At 43.5% G+C, this 21,293-nt stretch carries 16 protein-coding genes; 3 read left to right on the forward strand and 13 right to left on the reverse strand.

The window, feature by feature from the left end; translation table 11 throughout:
- Positions 1 to 30: 30 nt before the first annotated feature.
- The 13 genes from NBH07_RS13765 to NBH07_RS13825 form a co-directional block, all read right to left on the reverse strand.
- Positions 31 to 1,122: a sugar-transfer associated ATP-grasp domain-containing protein gene (locus NBH07_RS13765; protein ID WP_009017628.1), complete on the reverse strand. Its 1,092-nt coding sequence runs from the start codon at positions 1,120 to 1,122 to the stop codon at positions 31 to 33.
- 12 nt (positions 1,123 to 1,134) lie between these two features.
- Complete coding sequence (locus NBH07_RS13770) at positions 1,135 to 2,112, reverse strand: ATP-grasp domain-containing protein (protein WP_011966005.1); 978 nt, start codon at positions 2,110 to 2,112, stop codon at positions 1,135 to 1,137.
- Positions 2,113 to 2,114: 2 nt separating this feature from the next.
- Positions 2,115 to 3,050: a 1-aminocyclopropane-1-carboxylate deaminase/D-cysteine desulfhydrase gene (locus NBH07_RS13775; RefSeq protein ID WP_009017554.1), complete on the reverse strand. Its 936-nt coding sequence runs from the start codon at positions 3,048 to 3,050 to the stop codon at positions 2,115 to 2,117.
- Positions 3,051 to 3,052: 2 nt separating this feature from the next.
- Positions 3,053 to 3,577: a GNAT family N-acetyltransferase gene (locus NBH07_RS13780; protein ID WP_009017553.1), complete on the reverse strand. Its 525-nt coding sequence runs from the start codon at positions 3,575 to 3,577 to the stop codon at positions 3,053 to 3,055.
- Complete coding sequence (locus NBH07_RS13785; RefSeq protein WP_008780894.1) at positions 3,574 to 4,224, reverse strand: sugar transferase; 651 nt, start codon at positions 4,222 to 4,224, stop codon at positions 3,574 to 3,576. Before NBH07_RS13785 ends, NBH07_RS13780 begins: the two co-directional genes overlap by 4 nt.
- Before the next feature lie 15 nt (positions 4,225 to 4,239).
- Entirely contained in the window at positions 4,240 to 5,526 is a 1,287-nt protein-coding gene (locus NBH07_RS13790) for a DegT/DnrJ/EryC1/StrS family aminotransferase (RefSeq protein ID WP_008780893.1), read from the reverse strand.
- A gap of 6 nt (positions 5,527 to 5,532) precedes the next feature.
- Positions 5,533 to 7,980 carry a GumC family protein gene (locus NBH07_RS13795; protein WP_156682598.1) on the reverse strand — a complete coding sequence of 816 codons (2,448 nt, stop codon included), beginning with the start codon at positions 7,978 to 7,980 and terminating at the stop codon, positions 5,533 to 5,535.
- Positions 7,981 to 8,010: 30 nt separating this feature from the next.
- Complete coding sequence (locus NBH07_RS13800; RefSeq protein ID WP_005855491.1) at positions 8,011 to 8,808, reverse strand: polysaccharide biosynthesis/export family protein; 798 nt, start codon at positions 8,806 to 8,808, stop codon at positions 8,011 to 8,013.
- A gap of 49 nt (positions 8,809 to 8,857) precedes the next feature.
- Complete coding sequence (locus NBH07_RS13805) at positions 8,858 to 9,286, reverse strand: BT0820 family HAD-type phosphatase (protein ID WP_005865215.1); 429 nt, start codon at positions 9,284 to 9,286, stop codon at positions 8,858 to 8,860.
- Positions 9,287 to 9,320: 34 nt separating this feature from the next.
- Positions 9,321 to 11,270 (reverse strand): polysaccharide biosynthesis protein, encoded by a 1,950-nt coding sequence (locus NBH07_RS13810; RefSeq protein WP_009017551.1) that lies wholly within the window; start codon positions 11,268 to 11,270, stop codon positions 9,321 to 9,323.
- A 238-nt stretch (positions 11,271 to 11,508) separates the two neighbouring features.
- On the reverse strand, positions 11,509 to 11,946 hold the full coding sequence (locus NBH07_RS13815; RefSeq protein ID WP_009017550.1) for a hypothetical protein: 438 nt from the start codon (positions 11,944 to 11,946) through the stop codon (positions 11,509 to 11,511).
- A 9-nt stretch (positions 11,947 to 11,955) separates the two neighbouring features.
- Positions 11,956 to 12,618 carry a transcription termination/antitermination NusG family protein gene (locus NBH07_RS13820; RefSeq protein ID WP_005865210.1) on the reverse strand — a complete coding sequence of 221 codons (663 nt, stop codon included), beginning with the start codon at positions 12,616 to 12,618 and terminating at the stop codon, positions 11,956 to 11,958.
- Between the two features lie 419 nt (positions 12,619 to 13,037).
- Positions 13,038 to 13,970: a tyrosine-type recombinase/integrase gene (locus tag NBH07_RS13825; RefSeq protein WP_005865208.1), complete on the reverse strand. Its 933-nt coding sequence runs from the start codon at positions 13,968 to 13,970 to the stop codon at positions 13,038 to 13,040.
- A gap of 905 nt (positions 13,971 to 14,875) precedes the next feature.
- Between NBH07_RS13825 and NBH07_RS13830 the strand changes: the two genes are divergently transcribed.
- From NBH07_RS13830 to NBH07_RS13840, 3 genes are read left to right on the forward strand one after another with little or no spacing between them, the layout of a single operon-like run.
- Positions 14,876 to 18,070 (forward strand): SusC/RagA family TonB-linked outer membrane protein, encoded by a 3,195-nt coding sequence (locus tag NBH07_RS13830; RefSeq protein ID WP_009276268.1) that lies wholly within the window; start codon positions 14,876 to 14,878, stop codon positions 18,068 to 18,070.
- A gap of 13 nt (positions 18,071 to 18,083) precedes the next feature.
- Complete coding sequence (locus NBH07_RS13835; protein ID WP_008771643.1) at positions 18,084 to 19,595, forward strand: RagB/SusD family nutrient uptake outer membrane protein; 1,512 nt, start codon at positions 18,084 to 18,086, stop codon at positions 19,593 to 19,595.
- Positions 19,596 to 19,629: 34 nt separating this feature from the next.
- Positions 19,630 to 21,186 carry a M81 family metallopeptidase gene (locus NBH07_RS13840; protein WP_122246742.1) on the forward strand — a complete coding sequence of 519 codons (1,557 nt, stop codon included), beginning with the start codon at positions 19,630 to 19,632 and terminating at the stop codon, positions 21,184 to 21,186.
- Positions 21,187 to 21,293 lie beyond the last annotated feature (107 nt).

Raw genomic sequence — 21,293 nt, forward strand, 5'->3', positions numbered from 1 at the left:
TTCTCCTTGCCTAAATTATTATATATCTATTTAATTCTGCGCATATTCCAAAGTCTTCTTCACAAAGACCTCCTCCAACACACGTTCTGTCAAATCTCCGAATGTGGGGCCACAAGTGATCTGATTGGAACCCGGGCAAACATTATATTCAATGAAAACCGGTTCCCCTTTCACATTCACAGAAAAATCCCAACCGATTAGTTTGAAATGGGCCAATTTCAAATGTTGCTCTTTTATCATAGCTATGATTTTATCATAAGAAGGTACTATAACATCCGCAAAACGAATACCGTGTTGATTTTCTGTAACCCACTCGGCTTTTCGATTAACACCTTTCTCGGTCAACCGCCCATTAGCTTGAATCGGACAGGCGAATCCACCCGCACCAATATTATCGACCTTATGTCCACTTGCCCCCATTCGTAAAATAGAGGATAAAATATAGATCATACCTTCAAATAAGAACGACACAACACGAATCGTATTTAATGAAGAAGGATTCAACGCAGCCAGTACCGCATGCTGCTTAACTGCCTCTTGAACAATAAAGTTCGCCTTTAAACCATCTATAGCTGATATTAATGATTTTTGATCCAAGTCCTGTGAGTCAAAGAAACTAATCAATCTACCTTCTCCACTATCTATTGAGGGCTTAATCAAAAACTCTCCTTGATACACCATACATTTCTCTATAGCCTGTTCTTTAGTGATTATACACATATGCGCATCATAAAAGATTCCGGCCATATTTTTCACAATGGTCTCAGGTCTAACTAAATCCTTGAAAAAAACATCATGTAAACATTTGTCCTCACCAAAACGACGGAACTGTGAATTACTGAAATAAGGGACTATAACCCCATACCATAAATCATCCGGGATATAGCGCGGATCCGGCTCATGAGTTCGATCCCAAAAGATCTGATACCACATTTTATCTGGTCTCAATCCATATTTCTTCCAAAAAGGAATCACAATCTCATTATACTCTTTCGTGCATTTGCATCCGCCATTCATTCGCTTTAAACGAAGCTTAGCCTTTTTACGATACTCATATTTCCGATAAAAAGATTCAGCCTTGAAATTCAGGTCATCCCATTTTTTACGTACACCACTTCTCATATTCTATCCATTCTATCGAATCAAAACTTCATTATATTTCATCATATAAATATCCTCCGAATAATTTCCAATATTCACCGGATTAGTCTTTCCGGACAAATTATTAACAATCAAATCCATATGATTACAACCACATTCATAAGCATGAGGATACCCTCCTCCAAAACGAGGATTCACTTCTGATATATAATAATCACCTCCGATCTCGAAAATATCAATATCTATTTGCCCCCGATATCCAGCCTCTTTCACAAATCTGTTGATCAAACAAAATAGCTTTTCATCTTTAAAAGAAACCGCTTTATCTGTTTCTCCTGCCCGCATAACGATTTTCCTTTTCGTGAAAATAGAAACGACCTCACCACTCAACATATCAATATATACATCCGCTCCTATTTCCTGACCGTCTAAAAATTCTTGGATCATTAGGTTATCCGCATGGGCAAAAAGCAACTCGATAGTCTCTTTATCATTCACTTTACTTATAGCGAGAGAAGCGCTACCTCTGACAGGTTTTACAAATACCGGATAAGAGATTTTTCCCAACTCGATATCCTTAAAAAAAACAGACTTATCGGTATAACTTTTAGCGGTCTTATAACCATGCGTTGTTAGCCATTCATACATTTGTATCTTATCTAGGCTCATCTCACATAATTCATAACTAGATCCTATCACCTTGACACTTAATGCCGCAAATTCTTTTTCGTGCTTGGCTAACAGACTCAATTCAGGATCTATTAAACTTAATATGGCTGTTATCTTCTCTTTTCTACAAATATCAAAAATAACCTCCATATAATCCGAAGCCATCATCCGAGGTACTTGGTAATATTTATCAGCTTCATATATTGCCGGAGCGATATTACTCATATCTGTAGCGATAACAGAGCCTAAACGATTACCCTCTTGATCCGTCAACGCCTTTTTAAGATATTGGACTATCTTATTCCTCGTCCCTACACTTAAGATTAATATATTGATTTCCATTTCTAAATTATATTTTCTAATCTCATCAAATCATCAAAAAATAAAGGGGTTCCACCCGTATGAATAAATAGGATATTTTCTCCTGTCACATTATTTTCTTGTATATATCTTATCATTCCGGTATATGCTTTCGCTGTATAAGTAGAGTCCATTGGTATTCCAAAATTCACTAAGACGCTATTAATCGTATAATCTATATCCTTGGATTTTGTTCCATATCCTAAACCGACATAATCATCAACAAAAACTATTTCACTTTCTAATTGGATCTTTGATAGATGTATCCCTTTACTCGCTAAATATTCATACGAGCTATCCAATACCACTTGTTTTCCCCGAGGATTTTTCCGAGCGATACTAATACCTATAATCTTTCGTTTATCTTGACTCATCAATTGTCCGCAAACCAATCCTGCTTGCGTTGTACCCGTACCTGACGCTAGAAAGATAAGACCAAAATGAATTTTACACTCATGCTCATATACTGCGATTTCCTTATAGCAATCCACATAAGCCTGCGTTCCTAGATTACCATGCCCGCCACCCGCAATAAAATAAGGCTTCTTTCCTTCCTCTTTCAATGTAGCCAACAATCTCTCGATGGTGTCATGGACCTCATTGACAGGAGTAATCATAAAATGAGAGCCGAATAACTCCATCATCTTACTATTGAATGTAGGCAAAGAAGATTCTTTTGGAGCGACAATATAACAAGGCAATTTCCTTGAAGCTGCCATATTTGAAACGATTCGGCAATGGTTGGAGCTACCACTTCCATACGTAACTACACAATCAAATCCCCCTTGATCTATTTCTTTAAAGAAGTTCATGGCTTTTCTTGCCTTATTCCCACCAAAAGAGATAGGGATCAGATCATCACGTTTTATATAGATATTATTTTTATTGGAATCACTAAACAAAAAGTATAAAGGAGTCATATCTATTTCCCTTTATTATTTTCACGAAATTCAGAAGCTGTAATGCTATAATAGAATCTATCTACTAAGGTTCCTCTGTTAACCGCAGAGTTTTTATCTAAACGATGCTTCACAAAACCACATTTCTCAAATAATTTCTGAGCTGGTATATTGTCTACTTCCGTATATAAATAGACTTCTAGCAAATCCAATTCATCAAAAGCATATTTCAACAATAAGATACTAGCATCTTGCGCTATACCTTTTCCTCTATACCGACTTTCTCCTAACGTAATATAATATTCGGCCCGTCCATCTACGATAGATAATAAACCTATTACACCCACAGGATTTCTATCATATTCAATGATGGCATCATAGCGATCTGCTCGATCCTTATTCTTATGAAACCAAGCCCGAGTCTTATCCTCGTCCAAAGGAAGTTCGTAATGCAGGAACTTATTATTCTCACAATCGTTTATCCATCGGACCTTATTCAATATATCATTTTCCGTAAAAGGTCGGATATTTACATTTCCAAATTTCATTTTACACCATTTAAATCCAGCCTATTTTTACGGGAGACATCCAATCTTCCCGCAGGAATTTGTTTCCCGACCAACACATCCGACCTTTTTACTACTTTTAGAACCGTACGTAAAATGATTTTACAATCTAAAAACAATGAACAATGATCTACATAATAAACATCCTGTTGCAAACGTTCGTCCCACCCGGTAGCGTTTCGTCCGTTAATCTGTGCCCACCCAGTCAATCCCGGTCTCTGTTCATGACGACGCAATTCCTCTTTTGTATAATATGGAAGATATTCAACCAAAAGGGGTCTTGGCCCTACAACACTCATATCTCCCTTTAATATATTGAAAATCTCAGGTAACTCATCCAGGCTTGTTGAGCGAAGAATACGACCGAATTTGGGTAAACGTTCGTCATCAGGTAGAGGATTTCCTTCTTTATCACATTTATCAATCATAGACCTAAATTTGTATAACTTAAAAACCTTTCCTTTTTTTCCGGGTCTGTCTTGAGTGAATAAAATTGGAGAGCCTAATCTAATTTTTACTAAAAAAGCAACTAATACAAGTAACCACCAAAATAGAACAAGAAACAAAAATGAACATAAAATGTCCATTACTCTCTTTATATATTGTTTATAGAAATTCTTCAAGTCCATTAAAATGACTATTAATCACCTATAAAAACATCTCCGAACAATCTCTATCACCACCTCTTGCTGCTCCACCGTCATCTTGTTATCCGAAGGCAGGCACAAACCTCTATGAAAAATATCCATGCCTACATCCAACGGCTTGCCATCCTTTCCACGGACACTACCACTTATGTACGCATTTGTCTTCGCCCGGCCGTTACCTTCCCGGGTAACAAATCCATTCATCCGATAAATAGGTTGCATGTGCATGGGCTTCCAGACAGGACGGCCCTCCGCATTATATTGGGCAAGTTTTTCCAAGATCTCAGTCGGACAACTTTTTCCGGATTCACTGATATATAAAGCATCGCACTCCCCGCATACTTGCTTACACATAGCATCCTCGTCAATCAATAGGCAAGACAGCCAATAATTGGGTTCGGAATGCCTCGCATCAAACGGATTCATGGTTACCGGAAGATCCTTAAATCCCGATTTATATCCTTCATAAATAGCCTTCTTTTGAGCGATATGTTCCTCCAGATAAGGGAATTGACCTCTTACCACTCCCGCTATCACGTTACTCATGCGATAATTATATCCCAGTTCCTCATGTTGATACCAAGGGGCATTCTCTCGGGATTGGGTAGACCATTTACGTACTTTGTTCGCTGCCTCCAAATCATCCGTCAATAACATTCCCCCAGAAGATCCCGTGATAATTTTATTTCCATTAAATGAAATAGCGTTGTAATGACCAAAAGTTCCGGTTTGTACACCTTTATAAGAGGCACCCAACGATTCCGCCGCATCCTCTATGATAATAGCATCATGCCTCTGACAAATAGCCCGGATTTCATCGATCTTGCCCGGTGTCCCATAGAGATGAGCGACCACAACGACCTTCACTTCCGGATAAATTTCGAAGGCTTTCTCTAACGCAATCGGATCCATATTCCAAGTATCATATTCCGTGTCGATAAACACGGGTACTCCACCCTCGTAGACAACCGGATTTACCGTAGCGTCAAAGGTCATATCCGAACAAAAGACCTTATCACCGGGTTTTACCCCGGCCAACCGAACCGCCATATGCAAAGCAGCTGTCCCTGCTGATAAAGCAACCGCATACTGACAACCAATCTTCTCACAAGCCAGACGTTCTACCTCATTAATATTCTTGCCTACAGTAGACATCCAATTACTCTCATATGCCTCTATTATATATTTGATTTCATCTCCATGCATCGTAGGAGAACTCAGCCATATTTTAGAAGCAAACGGTGTTATTTGTTTTAATTTGAAGTCTTGATCCTCTCTCTTCATATCCAGTTATTTTCTTTTCTTATTCTCTGCCTCAAAACCATACCCATAGCCGTATCCATAACCATAATGTTTACCATAGCCATAACCATATTTCTTACCATAACCGTAACCATAGGTGTTCTTACGTTTGCTCAGGTCGATTCCATTGATCACTACCGCTAACTTGTCAAATTTATGCTCGTCCCTAAGAACATTAATGTAGCAGAAAGCGGCTTTCGGGGTCACGTCCGCACGGCAGACATAAACACACATGTCGGCCACACGGCTTATTATGGCCGTATCAGTTACCATACCGATCGGGGCTGTATCCAGCAACACGTAGTCATAACGGGATTTCAATTGCTCTATCGCCTTCTCCAAGGTATCACGGGCTACCAGTTCCGTCGGGTTCGGGGGAATCGTTCCTCCTAAAAGGATATCCAGGTTCGGACTGATGCCGGAAGGCTGCACAAGATCAAAAAGATCCTTATCCTCCGGATCCATCAGATAATTTGATATTCCTTCCTGCCTTTTCGATAAATCGAAGACCTTATTCAAGTCCGGCTTACGGATATCCATACCAACCACTACCACCTTCTTTCCCAAATAAGCCAAGCTGACAGCGAGATTTCCAGTCACGAAAGACTTACCTTCTCCGGGCTGCGTAGAAGAGAAAAGTATGACCTTTTGATCTTTCCGGAGCATAAAGAGCAGATTGGTCCGCAAACCTCGGAAGGTCTCCTCCATCATGTCGTTCTTATTCTCGCGCACCACGATCGCTCCCTTATCGAAGGATTTATGACCACACAAGGGCAATTCGCCCAAAATCGGAACATTCGTCAATTGCTCCACATCGCCACGATTCTCGATCTTATATTTCAATAATTCCACGACAAAGATGATTCCCACCGGAATAAACAGGCCCACCACAAACGCAGCCAATAAAAACACGAGCTTCTTGGGAGCCACAGGATCCTTCCCGGGTAATGGTTCCTCTACAATACGACCATTATTAGCCGTGGCTGCCAATGTGATCGCATTTTCCTCCCGCTTCTGCAACAGCATGATATATAAAGTCGCCTTGATTTCTTGCTGGCGAGAAATAGTCATGAACTCTTTCTCTTGCTTTGGAGCATCACTAATCCGGCTCTCAAATTTACTAGCCTGACGCTCAATATCTTTCTGGGCGATTTGTAGTCCTCGCAAGACACTATTCACGGTTGTCTCGACATTGCGTCTCATCGCCTCAACGCCGGTGTTCATGTTTATCACCGCCGGGTTATTTTCCGAAGAGGTACGTAATAAACGTTTACGCTCGATGATCATCGTGTTATATTGTTCAATCACCCTAGTGAGGTTTTGATCCTGTAACCCTACGTTTGCAGGAATTACCTCTTCCTTGTTGACCGGATCGTTGATATAGGTACGCAGAAATTGAACCAAGCTGATCTGTGTAGCGTTCTCCGTACGTTGCTGCTCATACTTGGAACTCTCTTGTAAGGCTAGACGGGCATCACTTGTCAAATCCGTCAGACCGGATCGTTGCTTGAAGTCCGCCAACTCGCTCTCCGCCGTACCCAACTCATGGTTAATTATACCGATACGCTCCTCTATGAACTCAGCGGTTTTCTGAGCTACCTCATTCTTCTCATCGTTTGCGTCTTGATTATAGAACGCAACCAAACGATTCACGAAATCCACGCCTCGCTCCTTTACTGTATTGTTCACGCTGATCTTCGCTATCGTCGTGGTCTGGGAAGAGGCGGTCACGCTCAAGTCTTTCATATAATCCTCGGCGGTCTCCGTCGGCGTATTTATGGTAACACGTAAAGCGATTTCCTCTTCTTCCATATACAAGGTATCGCCTCGCGTAAAGCTTAAAACACCCACAGGTGTTGGTAACACCGCCGGCAATTGATCAAATGCCTGTTCTATCTCTTGCTCTTCCTTATCTTGCACATATTCAGCCTTAACAGACAATTTTCCTGTTTTTGTAAATGTAAGATCCAGCTTAATCGGCTCCTCCAATTTATCGGCCTCTTCCGGTGTCATATAAATCCGCACCGGACTATTCTTATAAAGAGGCATCGCATAACCGAACGCTCGCTTTTCCGCTACACGAACATATAAATTCAGGTCGTTCACGACTTTTTTTATCAATGTACGGGATTTCAATATCTCCACCTCGTTATCAAAATTATTTGTCATGGAAAACATTCCCAAATCTTGAATGGCCGCCAACGGATTGTTGCCCGAACCGCTTCGCTTATCCTCCTCCTTTATCAACACGGAACTGGAAATGTTATATACAGGCGTTTGATAACGAAGAAACAGGTAAGTAGCGATGCAACATATCAATATACTAGCAACAAACCAACGCCAATAAAAAAGGTATTTGAATAAAAGAGCGACCAAATCAATCTCTTGTTCCTCGTTCTCTATCCCAGTGTTATTATTTATCCGTTCGTCTATCATCTCTCTTAATTTTCAATTCTCAATTTTCAATTACTTAAGTATGTTTACCAACAGGCCGGCAATAGATACCAGAATCGAGAGTGAGCTTACCCAAAGGGTCGTGCTGTTACCGATATCGGAGTTCTTAGCCTTCGTCTTGTTCGGGGTCACGTAAATAATATCGTTTTGCTTCAGGTAATAATACGGGGAAGTCACGACTTCGGCATTATTCAAATTCAAGTTAATGATCTCACGCTTACCGTTCACGTCCTCACGGATCAGCTTGACGTTATCACGGACACCGTAAATCGTCATATCGCCTGCCATCGCCAAAGCCTCCAGAACGTTCACCTTCTCGTTGCCGATCGTGAAGCTACCCGGACGGGCCACCTCACCCAACACGGAGATCTTGTAATTAGCCATACGGACCGTAACGATCGGGGATTCCTTCAAATAAGGTTTCAAACGCTCACGAATCAAGTCCTCCGCCTCGTTCTTGGTGAGACCACCCACTTCCAAGCGACCGATAACAGGAAAATCGATCTCTCCTTTATTATTCACCAAGTATTGCTGCATGGTCGGTTGCGTGGTCGTACTGATATTTGTCAAAGCCGCATTGATTGGAGTCTGTACCGTCAAGTTGAATGGGGTCGCAGCCTTCGGGTCTGTCGTATTGACCGTGATGCTCAACAAGTCTTTTGGCATGATCTTTGCGTCATACAATGGAAGGGTCTCCTCAAAATCGTTCACTGCCTCTGGGTTTTGGAGGTATGGTACGTTCTTGTAAGAAGTACAACTCGCTACCAATAGAGGTAAAGCTAATAAAAGTAGTAATCTTTTGATTTTCATATTATTTTGTTATCTTTTTTTATTTCATTGAACACAGAATGATATGGATTTAGCGAAACAAACGAGAGAAAAGGCCTTTCGGTTTCTCCGGTTCGTATTCCGACTCGTATTTCCGCATTAAATCCTCATAGGAAAGTCTTTTACTCACCATCTCATAAATCATACCCCAGTCCGGGAGACCACCAAGATTACGGTCATCAATAAAAATGTCGGCCTTCAGCTTACGGGAGAAATGGTTATTCAGGCTTTTCTCTTCCTCCGGGTAATCTCGGTTCACGGCGTAAAACTCCAAGCCCCGCTCTCGGCAAAAGGTGACAGCCTCATCCAAAAGCTTACCCTCTCGCACACTCCATAAGATCAGCTTGTGGTGTTCTATTTGTAACTTTCTCAATGTCTCGAAAGCGAAAGGGATCTCCTTCCCTATCGCCGGATATTTATGCTCAACGATTGTTCCGTCAAAATCTACTGCGATAATCATTTATAATTCAGATTTATAACTACCAACTAAATTGCTAATTCACTCCGTCCAATCTCGTGAATTGAGAGTTTTGGCTCTTGAACTCGGGGACGAAGGATTTCATCTCTCTCACCATAGGAAGAATATGTACATGAAGGGATAATTCAGCTAATAGATCAATGTGCTCTACCACATCCTTGTAGGCGTACTCCCGGACTGCTGCCACACGAATCTTCTCATGAGGGGTTTCCTTCGTATTCTCCTTGTTGCTCAATAGTTCCTCATATAATTTCTCACCGGGACGAAGACCTGTGTATTTAATCTCTATGTCTTTATCCACCTGCAAACCAGAAAGCTCGATCATACGCTTCGCTAAGTCAGCGATCTTGACCGGCTCACCCATATCAAAGATGAATATCTCGCCGCCCTTGCCCATCGTACCGGCTTCCAACACCAAACGGCAGGCTTCGGGGATTGTCATGAAGTAGCGGATGATATCGGGATGGGTTACCGTAACTGGGCCTCCTTTGGCGATCTGATCGCGAAAACGAGGTATCACGGAGCCATTACTTCCTAATACATTACCGAAACGGGTCGTGATAAACTTAGTGTTTCCCGCTAGAGCCCCCTTACTGATCGCCACACTCAAGCTCTGCACATATATCTCAGCGAGGCGCTTGCTACATCCCATGATATTCGTTGGATTAACGGCCTTATCCGTACTGATCATCACGAATTTCTCTACACCATAGCTTACGGCGGCATCCGCTATCACTCGGGTACCAAACACGTTGGTACGAACAGCCTCGCAAGGGTTCTCTTCCATCAAGGGGACGTGCTTATAAGCTGCCGCATGGAATACTACCTGGGGATGCCAATTGCGGAATACGTAATCTACACGGTCCGGATTCCGGACATCGCCTATGATAGGTACAAAATCCAGTTCCTTATACTTCTCCTCCAATTCCAGGCGTAAGTCATGCATCGGAGTCTCGGCGGCATCAAGGCAGATCAATTTCTTGATCGGGAAATGCGCCAGCTGGCGGCAGATCTCGCTACCAATGCTACCGGCCGCTCCCGTAACAAGGATCGTCTTATCTTTCAATAAGAGACCGATCTCGCCCAGATTTATACTGATCTCCTCACGACCCAGCAAGTCCTCAATACGGATCTCACGGACTGAACGCTTCATTCCGCCCTCATGGACCTCCTCCATATCAGGAACCACGAGAGGCTTCAAGGAGGCCTGCTCGCAATAATGAATCAAACGATCACCTTCTCGTCGGACGGTCTTTATATTCGGGAAAAGGATACCATCCAAGTTATTTCTGGGGATCAGACGCAACAAGTCATCAATGTCCTCGATCTGGTAAACGGGAAGTTCCGCTATGCGAAGGTTCTTTTTAGCGCTACCAAACGTCAAGAAGCCGATGATGCTATAATTTTGCATGAATACTTGCCGGTTGGGTGATGTGGCTATCATCACGCTATCCTCATCCATACCGAACACCAGTACACGCTTGCGCTTTTTTCCAAGTTGGGACAACACGCTATTATATACATTAATCACGAATACACGTAAGGTGATCAGCAGAACAATCGTCAACATACAATCGGTTATCCCTCCCACCCAATATATAGAGGAATTGAAATTCGCCCTCAAAAGATGAAGCAGTATGAACATGAGGATGGATTTTGTGATGGCGACACCACCAATCCTCCATAGTCCACGTAGCGTGGAATGACGGATCACCCCGTGATAAACCTTGAACGTAAGAAAAGAAAGGATACTGGCCACAAAGGAAGCTATTCCTACCTTTAATACACTAATCCCGCTTATGTATACATGCATGATGGACAATAATCCCAGCACTCCTATCAAAGATACACATAGGGAAATGAAAAGATCCGCACAAAAAATGATCCAGCGGTTGATATACCGCAAATTTACCAGACGCCCCAGCGCTAAACGCCAGCGATTATAACGATATTTCACCTTTTCCATATTTGTTTTATTCATATCTATCTAACTATAATAATAAGCGACCGAACCTCTCAAGTGGTTGGAGTGGTATAAGCTAAAGCAAGAGTCTAGTCTATCGGTTAAAGAAAAAGGGACTCTCCTCGCTACTAGAGATAGCTGACCTCTTGATCGATATCGGCCGCCTAATTCTCATTTTCTAATTGCGACCTAGCGATAATATATTCTTGATTGGAGGCTCTCTTGAACCTCAGAAGTATCTTTAATCAATCTCCATGTCACGATCCATGGACGTGGTTTTTACTTCCGGCATCGGAAAACACCTCACCTCTTCCTTATGCCACTCCTTGTAACCGTCAAGCGTACGAGTAGGGACGGATAACCGACCGTAGTCATTGCCTTCGCGATGGAAAAGATGGTTACATGTATAGGAACGTAACTCGCCATCTGTCCAAGAGACCATCACGATTGGAAACGGGTACGTGGTGAGGCTTAACGGGGTCACTAAGGTACGGGAAGATATTTGGCGTAACAGGTAAGCTGATTTCTCGAACGCCACCCAATACGGACCCGTACAGTAAAGATGGATGAAGGCACGATTATCCGACTCTCGCTTAAGAATCTCTTTCAAATGGTTTCCTAACAACGAGATAAGGCGTACTCCGGATCTATCCTCTTTTTTACCATAGTGCGTATCCATCTATGTGTATCATAATAGCTCTAGCAGGTCACGGGTGATATTTACTTTGGCACATCCCAGTAGATCTACACGGATCACAAAGTTAAGATTGCCATCCTCCACTTCCAGCACGTTACCTTCTAGACCATGCAACTTACCGCCGTTAATACGTACCCTCGCTCCAAGAGGCAGCGGACGGGGATCGATAATGACAGGCTCTTCGGAATCGTCCAGCATCCTACGGAGTTTCACCATCTGCTCATCCGGAATGAAGGCTACGGGGCGTATGCCTCCAGACCGTTCGCCAGCTATGTTTACCATGAAACGTTTGATATAAGGAAGATGCACGATCTCCTTCCTACGCAAGACATCGGTGCAACGGATGAATACAATGGAACGGAAGACGATCCGGTCTACTTGCTTACGCTTGCCGCTTGGCAGAAGACACATCTCTTTTTGGGAGGCTATATAAACCTCATAGTCCTTCTCGCCTTCCGGCTGACTGGCTATGCGCTTTTCCAGCTTGTCACGGCATAGTTTCTCGGACTTGTTGTTGACGATAGCGATGTACCAATGTTTCTGATCAGATTTTCGCCGTAACGGGTTTTCAGGAATGGTTCTTTCAACGCCTACGGCGTCGATACCCTCATGAGGTACCGAATTTACAACCGTTTTTACAACATTCGCTCGCATTTCGTTGATTGCTTAAAAGAGATAGTTTGATATATGCACCATAACCCTTTTTCGCCATGTGAGAAATTAGGCTACTTAGTGAGTAGCGCAAAAGGTGGGAGAATGGTTATTACTCAGTTGTAGAGACGGAGCATGCTCCGTCTCCCACCGTCTGACAGTAATTTAAAACATCTTTTAGAGGGGATGAGACGGGGTATACCCATCTCTACAAGAATGTATGTTCGATTTTAGGGGGGGACGTGATGATTTCGGAAATACGAGGCCATTTCGTCTCTATTGCCATGTCTATACATCAGAAATAAGAACGAAGATTTAACGAGAATCCAACTGGAAACACAAACAAACCCTAATGATTGCTTGTTTTTTGTTATTTTTTACTACATTTGCGGCGTGAAACAAACGCTACTCACTAAGTAGCCTCATCCCACTTTCGACACATAATTATAGACACAACCAAAGCAAGTGCTATTCACCTCTGTCATTTTTTCTAAAGAGAAACTTCTCAGATAAATCTGGGTGGTCTTGATGGACTTATGCCCCAATAATTCACTGATCATTTCTATAGGGACATTTTGCTCTTTCAATGCCATGGCAAAGGAATGGCGGATCGTATAAGAGGTAACATCCGATGCTATTCCAGCGGCCTTTTTCAACGCCTTCAAATTTCGATTGAACCGAGATAGGGCCGCATTGTATTCGAGATATGCCTCATAGCCCGTCTTCGTTCCACTCAAAAAAGGGAATAAATAGCCTGAGGCCGGCTTCTTGTCACCCATTAATTCCTTGCGCATCAATTCTGCCGTATCCAAGATTTCCAGTCTCATCGGTGTGCCTGTCTTCTGCCGATTATAGTCCAATATCCCGTTTTTGATATTCCTTTCTTTTAGGTGGGCGAAGTCCACGAACGACATTCCTGCATACTGAAACAACAAACAAACGACCAGTTGTGTCTCCCTTAGCACCTCACTCTCTACCTTCACCGTCATCAACTTATGTTGGTTCTCTAAGGATAGGGATTTCTTGCGCTTACTCTCCACTCCCGTAAAAACTCCTTGGAACAAACCGGGGATATATTCCGCATCACCATTCTCCACCGCCTTGTTATAAATACAACGCAAACGGCGGATATACGTGGAGACCGTATTACGCATGCAATCGTTTTCCAACAAATAAGCCTCATATCGGTGAAGATTGGCCTTATTGATATCCGAATAGGAAATGTTCTCTGTTCCACTATACTTTATAAAGGAGTTCAACGCATCCTGATAACTTTTGGCGGAGGAATAACGCTTTTCCTCTCGTAACTGGGACATATACCTTCTCACCCCTTCCACGAATCCTTTCTCATCCATATCTCTCTGTTTTTTAATAATATTTGAAATGAATAGACAAATGTAACCATACTATCTGAATGCAAAAAGAATTACCGAAACACTATCATAATGTTAACTTTTTAAATATATTTCAAACACAGACTTTTTCAAAACAATTGCTTTTAAACCGATTATTATGGAATTTAGTACCCAAAACAGCACATTTTTTAGGATATATCCTAAACTTGTATGTATTTAGTCGGCTTATAATTTCTATTTCCCGGCAGATAACCGACATCTACCCGGCACCTAGTTCGAATTATCCGGCACTTGCTCTAATTTAGTTGGGATCTACTTTTAATCATAATCTTCTGTACACTGAAAATCGAGACTATATTAGAGCCTTTGCACCCTAGAACGGCAAAAAAGTCAATTGATTTTCAAATACTATTCAGGAAGCATTTATTAGTTTTCTGAAACAAGAGATATAATAATTCGGCGGATATTGATAAAAAGAAGGCAAACTGCAAGTATTTTCCTTCATACACATTCTATTCGTCAGGGCTTAACTACCAGAGAATCGCATATAATAAACACACACCCTATCCTATCTCAAATACAAGAAGCAGAAGGAGAGAGAAATGACAAATTGACATAATTAAGCCGTATTAATGACTTCTATCAATTGAATACACAATATTAAATTAGCAGAGACTTGCTTGCAGGTGTCGTTTTTTTTCACGAATATTGCAAATCAAACAACCAAATAAACATATTCAGTTTACTAAAGTTAATCTTAAAGAAAGGAGAGCCTATGAAACAGGAGCCATCATGAACCATATCTAGCAAGGAAACTGGCTGGAAGATATGGCTTATAATCCAGCCAAACAAGTTTCTAAACGCCTTTAAATCAATTAATACTAACACTAAAACATTACAAATGTATGAATGAAATTTGTAAGGGGAATCCTAACCCCCGATTAAACACAAAAACTAAATTGGGCAGAGTCATGAAGTTAACCTCAATCCCGCTATTTGTTTTTACCACAGGTGTATACGCTTCCGTACACTCCCCAAACATGCGCATTAAAAGCGACATCATGATTATAGAGAAACCATCAATCGTATCCACCCCGCAACAAAACACCCGTCAGATCACCGGAACCGTGATTGATGCTACCGGTATGCCGATAATTGGCGCCAATGTGATGGTAAAAGGGACAACAAACGGGACAATAACGGATATAGATGGAAAATTCACGTTAGAAGTAGCCAAAGACGCTATTTTACAAGTGTCCTATATCGGTTATATGAACCAGGAGATTCCGGTAGGCAATAAATCGGTTTTAAGCATCTCCTTGCAAGAGGACACACAAAAGTTGGATGAGGTGGTAGTGATTGGCTACGGTACGATGAAGAAAAGTGATATCACGGGGGCTATCTCGTCCGTGAGCGAGGAGAAAATCGCTCGCCAAGCAGTGGCCAATGTTTCTACCGCATTGCAAGGCTTGGCTACCGGTGTATCCGTCACTTCCAGTTCCGGATCTCCGGGTTCCGCCGCCACGATCCGTATCAGAGGTGTCGGTACGGTAAACGACGCGGAACCATTGTTCGTCGTGGACGGGATGCCCGTGACGGATATAAACTACCTGAACACATCGGATATACAGTCTATGGAGGTGCTTAAAGACGCTTCCGCTTCCGCTATCTACGGTTCCCGCGGTGCGAACGGCGTAATCCTTATCACTACGAAAAAAGGCGCCGCTGGAAAAACCACCGTTACGCTCGATGCGTATTGGGGTATGAACAAAATATTGAACAATCTCGATTTGATGTCAGGTCCAGAATGGTACGACTATCAGGAACAGTTGAACACAGTGAGGAGCGTTCCCATCAACTTGGCCCTTGTTAATCGTAATGTTTCCACCAATTGGATGGACGAGATTACGCATACGGCCTTTATGCATAACTACAGTGTCGGCATAAGCGGTGGTAAAGAGAACGACTATAAATTCAATCTGGGCTTGAACTATATCAACCAAGATGGAACGATCAAGAAATCCAACTACGAACGGTTCAGTGTCCGTCAAAGCACGGAAAAAACGGTGCTCAAAGATCATTTGGTAGTGGGTACCAACGCGTCGATCGCGAGATCTACCGACGCAAGTATTAGTGAGCGCAACAGTAGTAATGTGTACGACTCCGACTATGGTGTCGTAAGTAACGCAATCCGTTTGGATCCGGTAACTCCCGCCCAAAACGCAGACGGTTCATATGGTTACTCTCCTTATATTGACTACTATAACCCATTGGCAAGTATCATGTATCGGGATAATCAGCGGGAGAAACTTGCTTTCATCGGCAATATGTATGGGGAATGGCAGATTATAAAAGGATTGAAGTTCAAGAGTAGCTTCGGAGCGGAAATCAGAAGGGTAGACAATAAAACCTTCTCGCCTGTCTATGAGGTATCCTCAAGCCAAAGAAATTTAGAGAGTAGTTTATCGAAGTCGCAGACCAAAGGGCACTACTATACGTTCGAGAATACCCTTTCGTATGAGAAAACGTTTGCCGAGAAGCACTCCATATCCGCTCTCGTAGGTTATACCAACGAATGGGGTAAGCAGGAAACCTTGAGCGTAAACGCGAGAGATCTTATCGGAGAGTCGGATAACCTGCATTATATAGACGCTACGCTGGACAAGAACAAGACCACGGCCAGCAATAGCGCTACGGAATATGGTTTGATGTCTTATCTGGGCCGCCTACACTACGATTACAATAACAAATACCTTATTACGGCCACTTTCCGGCGAGACGGCTCCTCTAAATTCTCTTCCAAGAATCGCTGGGGTAACTTCCCCTCGTTCGCTCTAGGTTGGAGAATCGACAACGAACCGTTCTTCCAGAAATTGAACGCCGAATGGGTTTCCTCCTTGAAACTCCGCGGGGGCTGGGGACAGATCGGAAATCAGAATATCACCAATTATGTGGATCGTAGTTTGCTGTCATTGAGTACGCAATACGGCGCTTTATTCGGAGCGAGAGAGAATGAGACCTTGTATCAAGGTATTGCCGTGAGCAGATTGGGCAATCCGGATATTAAATGGGAAACCACTGAATCTCTGAATATCGGTCTTGACGCAAGCTTCTTTAACACCCGCATGGTCTTCAGCTTCGAGTATTATTACAAGACAACGAAGGACATGCTGCTGGCCGCTCCTATGCCTATCTACATGGGATATGCCAGCAACACCTACACCAATATCGGCGAGGCGAACAACCGCGGTATCGAGATGAATCTCGAGTGGAGAGACAAGACCGAAAGCGGTTTCGAATACAACGTGGGAGTAAATATGTCGACCATCCGTAACCGCATGACGAAATTGAATGGTGGCACACCAATCTCCGATGGACCATTCCGAAACGGAAGCATGTACCTCACCTATACGAATGAAGGTATGCCTATCGGTGCGTTCTGGGGCTATAAGACAGACGGGCTTATCCAAACACAGGAACAGTTGAATGCCGTTAAGCGGGCGGATTTCCAACCTAATGCCGAATTGGGCGATGTATTGTTCGTAGATACGAATGGCGATGGCAAGTTAGACTCAAGTGATAGATGCATGATCGGTAATCCTATTCCGGATATCATATACGGTATCAACATGGGTATGGCGTGGAAAGGCTTCGACCTCAATTTGCAGTTTGGTGGAACAATCGGTAATCAGATATTTAACGCGATGCGTTATTACACCTACTTCCCAAACGATATAACGAACAAAGATAGAGCGTTAATGAACTATTGGACGCCAAATAATACAAATACGGACATCCCTCGCCTGACGGCTACGGACGTAAACGACAATGACCGCTTCTCGGACATGTACGTAGAAAACGGGACTTATTTCCGCTTGAGAAACGCCCAGCTAGGTTATACCCTGCCCGCTTCTCTCACGCAGAGGATAAAACTACAAAAAGTACGTTTTTATGTAAGCGGCCAGAACTTGTTTACGATATCCAGTTACTCGGGTATGGATCCGGAAGTGGGTCAGTCCAGCTCTTTGTCTAGAGGCATAGATTACGGTATCTATCCTCAGAACATTTCATTCACCGGAGGTATTAATGTTACTTTTTAAAATTTATAATGTCATGTTTAAAAACAAATATATCATAGGAATCGTACTAGCGATTTTAACAGGATTCAGCAGTTGCGCAGATTTGGATTTAGCTCCGTTAGGAAGTCCGGAGGCTGGAGAGATATCAGAGGAAAGACAAGCTTTCTTGCGTCTGACCGCTGTCTATTCCGTCATGAAGGACTTCCGTTACACATGGTCAATGCAATGTTTCGGCGACGTGTTGTCGAATGACGCGACCTACAGCGGTTCTTCGAACGACGCACAAACCTTCACGTTGCTGGAGAATTATCAGTATCAAGCGGATCATACCGAGATCTTGAACAAATATCGGTATTCTTACCAATGTATTAATAAGGCCAATTTGTTTATACGGGATATGGAAATGGCAGACGATGCCCTATTCTCGAAATATAACAGGGAACAGATGATCGGTGAGGCCAAGTTTATTCGCGCCTATACTTATTTCGAGCTTGTGAAAACCTTTGGTGGTGTTCCTTGCTATACGGGAGTCTTGGATCTCGATCATGAGAGACTCGGACGTGCGTCTGTCGAAGAGATATACTCGGTTATCGAGCAAGACCTAAACGATGCGGTTAGCGTATTACCTAAGAAAAGTGAGGTGGCTAACTACGAGTCAAGCTATGCGGGAAGGATTACCAAAGGCGCGGCCATCGCCATGCAAACACGTATTTATCTGTATGAGAAAAAATACGATGAGGTAAAAAAGGCATTCGAGAAATTCCAGAATGAGTGCGGGGGTGAGTATAGCTTGGTCGCTCCGGAGGATTACGCTTGGCAGTTCTCACTGGACGGCGAGCACTGCTCCTCTTCTATTCTAGAAGTGAATATGTATGTCTCTTCCACCCAAAGTTCGTATAATGTAAATAACGGTAACCGTCACGTGCTGATGTCTATGCCCCGAAACATGACGATCGGCTTCGGTTGCGCGCAACCTACACAGGCCTTGGCGGACGCTTATGATGCCGAGGGGGATGTCATACGAAAGAAGACCACTCTCCTTTCCACGGAAGAGGCCATAGAGATCGAGACCGCAGCCAAAGGCGATGTGGCACCCGTTACGGACGACCGAACGGGCTGGTACAATCGCAAATTATATCTTGCGCCCGGACAAAGAGAGGAGAACCGGGGAAATAACCAACCCACGAACCTCAGGCTTATCCGCCTTGCGGAGGTATATTTGAACTATGCCGAGGCTTGTTATTTCAGCGGCGATATCGCTAATGCGCAAAAGTATCTGAATGAGGTAAGAAGCCATGTCAACTTGGCTCCTAAAAACCATACAGGAAGCCAATTGTTTGAAGACATCATGAACGAGCGTCATCTGGAGTTTGGAATGGAAGGCTTCCGGTTCTTTGACGTGGTACGTGTAGGATGGGGAGAGAAAGTCTTTAACGGAACCAAGAAGGCGGAATTTGGAGCTAAGACTCCTTTCAGCGCCGGTGCGGAAGTATTGCCTATACCTCAAACCGAGATTGATATTAGTGACGGTTTAATAACTAATTAATAAGGAAATAACAATTCGCAAAAATCATAATAGCATGAAAAGGAATTTAGTATTGCTCGGAATCTGTCTCTTGGCCGTATCGTTCGTTGGAGAGGCCTTTGGACAGAAGAAAAAACCTCGTATCGGTATTGCCGGTATACAGATAGAAAACAGCGTGTTCGTCCCGAATAGGCAGCCGCTCGTAGGACACCCCGTAAGAATGCCAGACTATCTCAGCCCAGACTCCGCAATGGGACAGGCGGCCACTTGGCTTCCCACGCAGATTGGCTATGGCGGTGGAAGAGGCCCCGTGACAAAAGAATCGTACGACGCGTTTGTGGAAAAAACATTGGAGATGATCAAGGCCAATATGCCATATGACGCCTTCTGGTTTTATAACCACGGAGCTTGTAGCGTGGAAGGCGTAGCCGATCCCGAGGGCGAATTCATGGAGAAGGTGCGTAGCTTGATCGGAAACGATGTCTTGACTACCACCACGATGGACCTTCACGGAAATACGTCTTGGTTGGTAGCTCTCAACTCCGATTTGATTACGACTTATCGTCAAGCACCGCATGCGGATTCTCGCGAATCGCATCGGCGAGGGGTCGTCAATTTGTTGGAACGTCTTGAATCAGGGAAAGGACGTCCGGCATACAAGGCATGGGTTGCTGTTCCTGTCCTAGTATCCGGCGAATGGTCGAGTACCCGCGTCGAGCCTGCGAAATCGCTGTACGCATTGGTTCCCGAGGTTGAAGCCATGCCCGGAGTGATAGACGCGGGGATCTGGATCGGTTATGTTTGGGGAGACAACCCACGGAACCAAGGAACCGTGATGGTTTACGGTGACGATGAGGAACAGGTAAAAGCCGGGGCGAAGAAACTCGCCCAGAAATTCTGGGATGTCCGTAAGCAGTTCTCGCTGGAAGCTCCGGGATATTCGCTCGAGAAATGTATCGATCTGGCAGTAGCAAGCAAAAAGAAGCCTTTCTTTATCAGTGATATGGGAGATAATCCCGGCGGAGGCGGCTCAGGCGAGGTCACTTGGACTTTGGCGAGACTCTTGAAGCGTCCGGAATTCCAGACTGATAAGGGAAAGAGCGTTCTTTATTGCTCCATCCCGGGAGAAGAAGTGGTTAAGCAGGCACGTAAGGTCGGCGTAGGCGGACACGTAGAAGGCATGGTAGGTGCCATGGTCGATAATTCCTACGAAGGTCCCGTGAAATTGTCGGGTACCGTGGTTTATGTCAGCCCGGAAGAAGACAAGAACGCGGAATCATGGAGACGGAAAAGAGATATCGCTATCGTAAAGACCGGAAGCGTTTATGTGGTAGTAGGCACATCGTCTCCCACTCCAAACCTAGAGGGTTCAGGAATTGACCCGAAGGAAATGGATATCGTAATGGTTAAACAAGGTTACCTTGTAACCCAATGGTACAATATACAAGCGGATTGGGTAATGGCTTTTACAAGAGGAGGTGTGGATCAGGACTTCAAGAAGCTTCCCTATAAGAATATCGTGAGACCGATGTTCCCGATCGATCCAGACATGGCTGATCCGGAGTTGAACATTATCATGGTTCCTTCCGCCAAGCATTACTATGGCAGATAGATCGTATTGATCGATTTTTTACTGCAATGCCTATGCAGTGTTACTGCAATAGGTGTTGCAGTATTACTGCACAGGCATTGCAGCATCACTGCAACCCGGGTTGCAGT

Source organism: Parabacteroides sp. B2-S-102 (assembly GCF_023656665.1).
In the GTDB taxonomy this organism is placed as follows: Bacteria; Bacteroidota; Bacteroidia; order Bacteroidales; family Tannerellaceae; genus Parabacteroides; species Parabacteroides distasonis.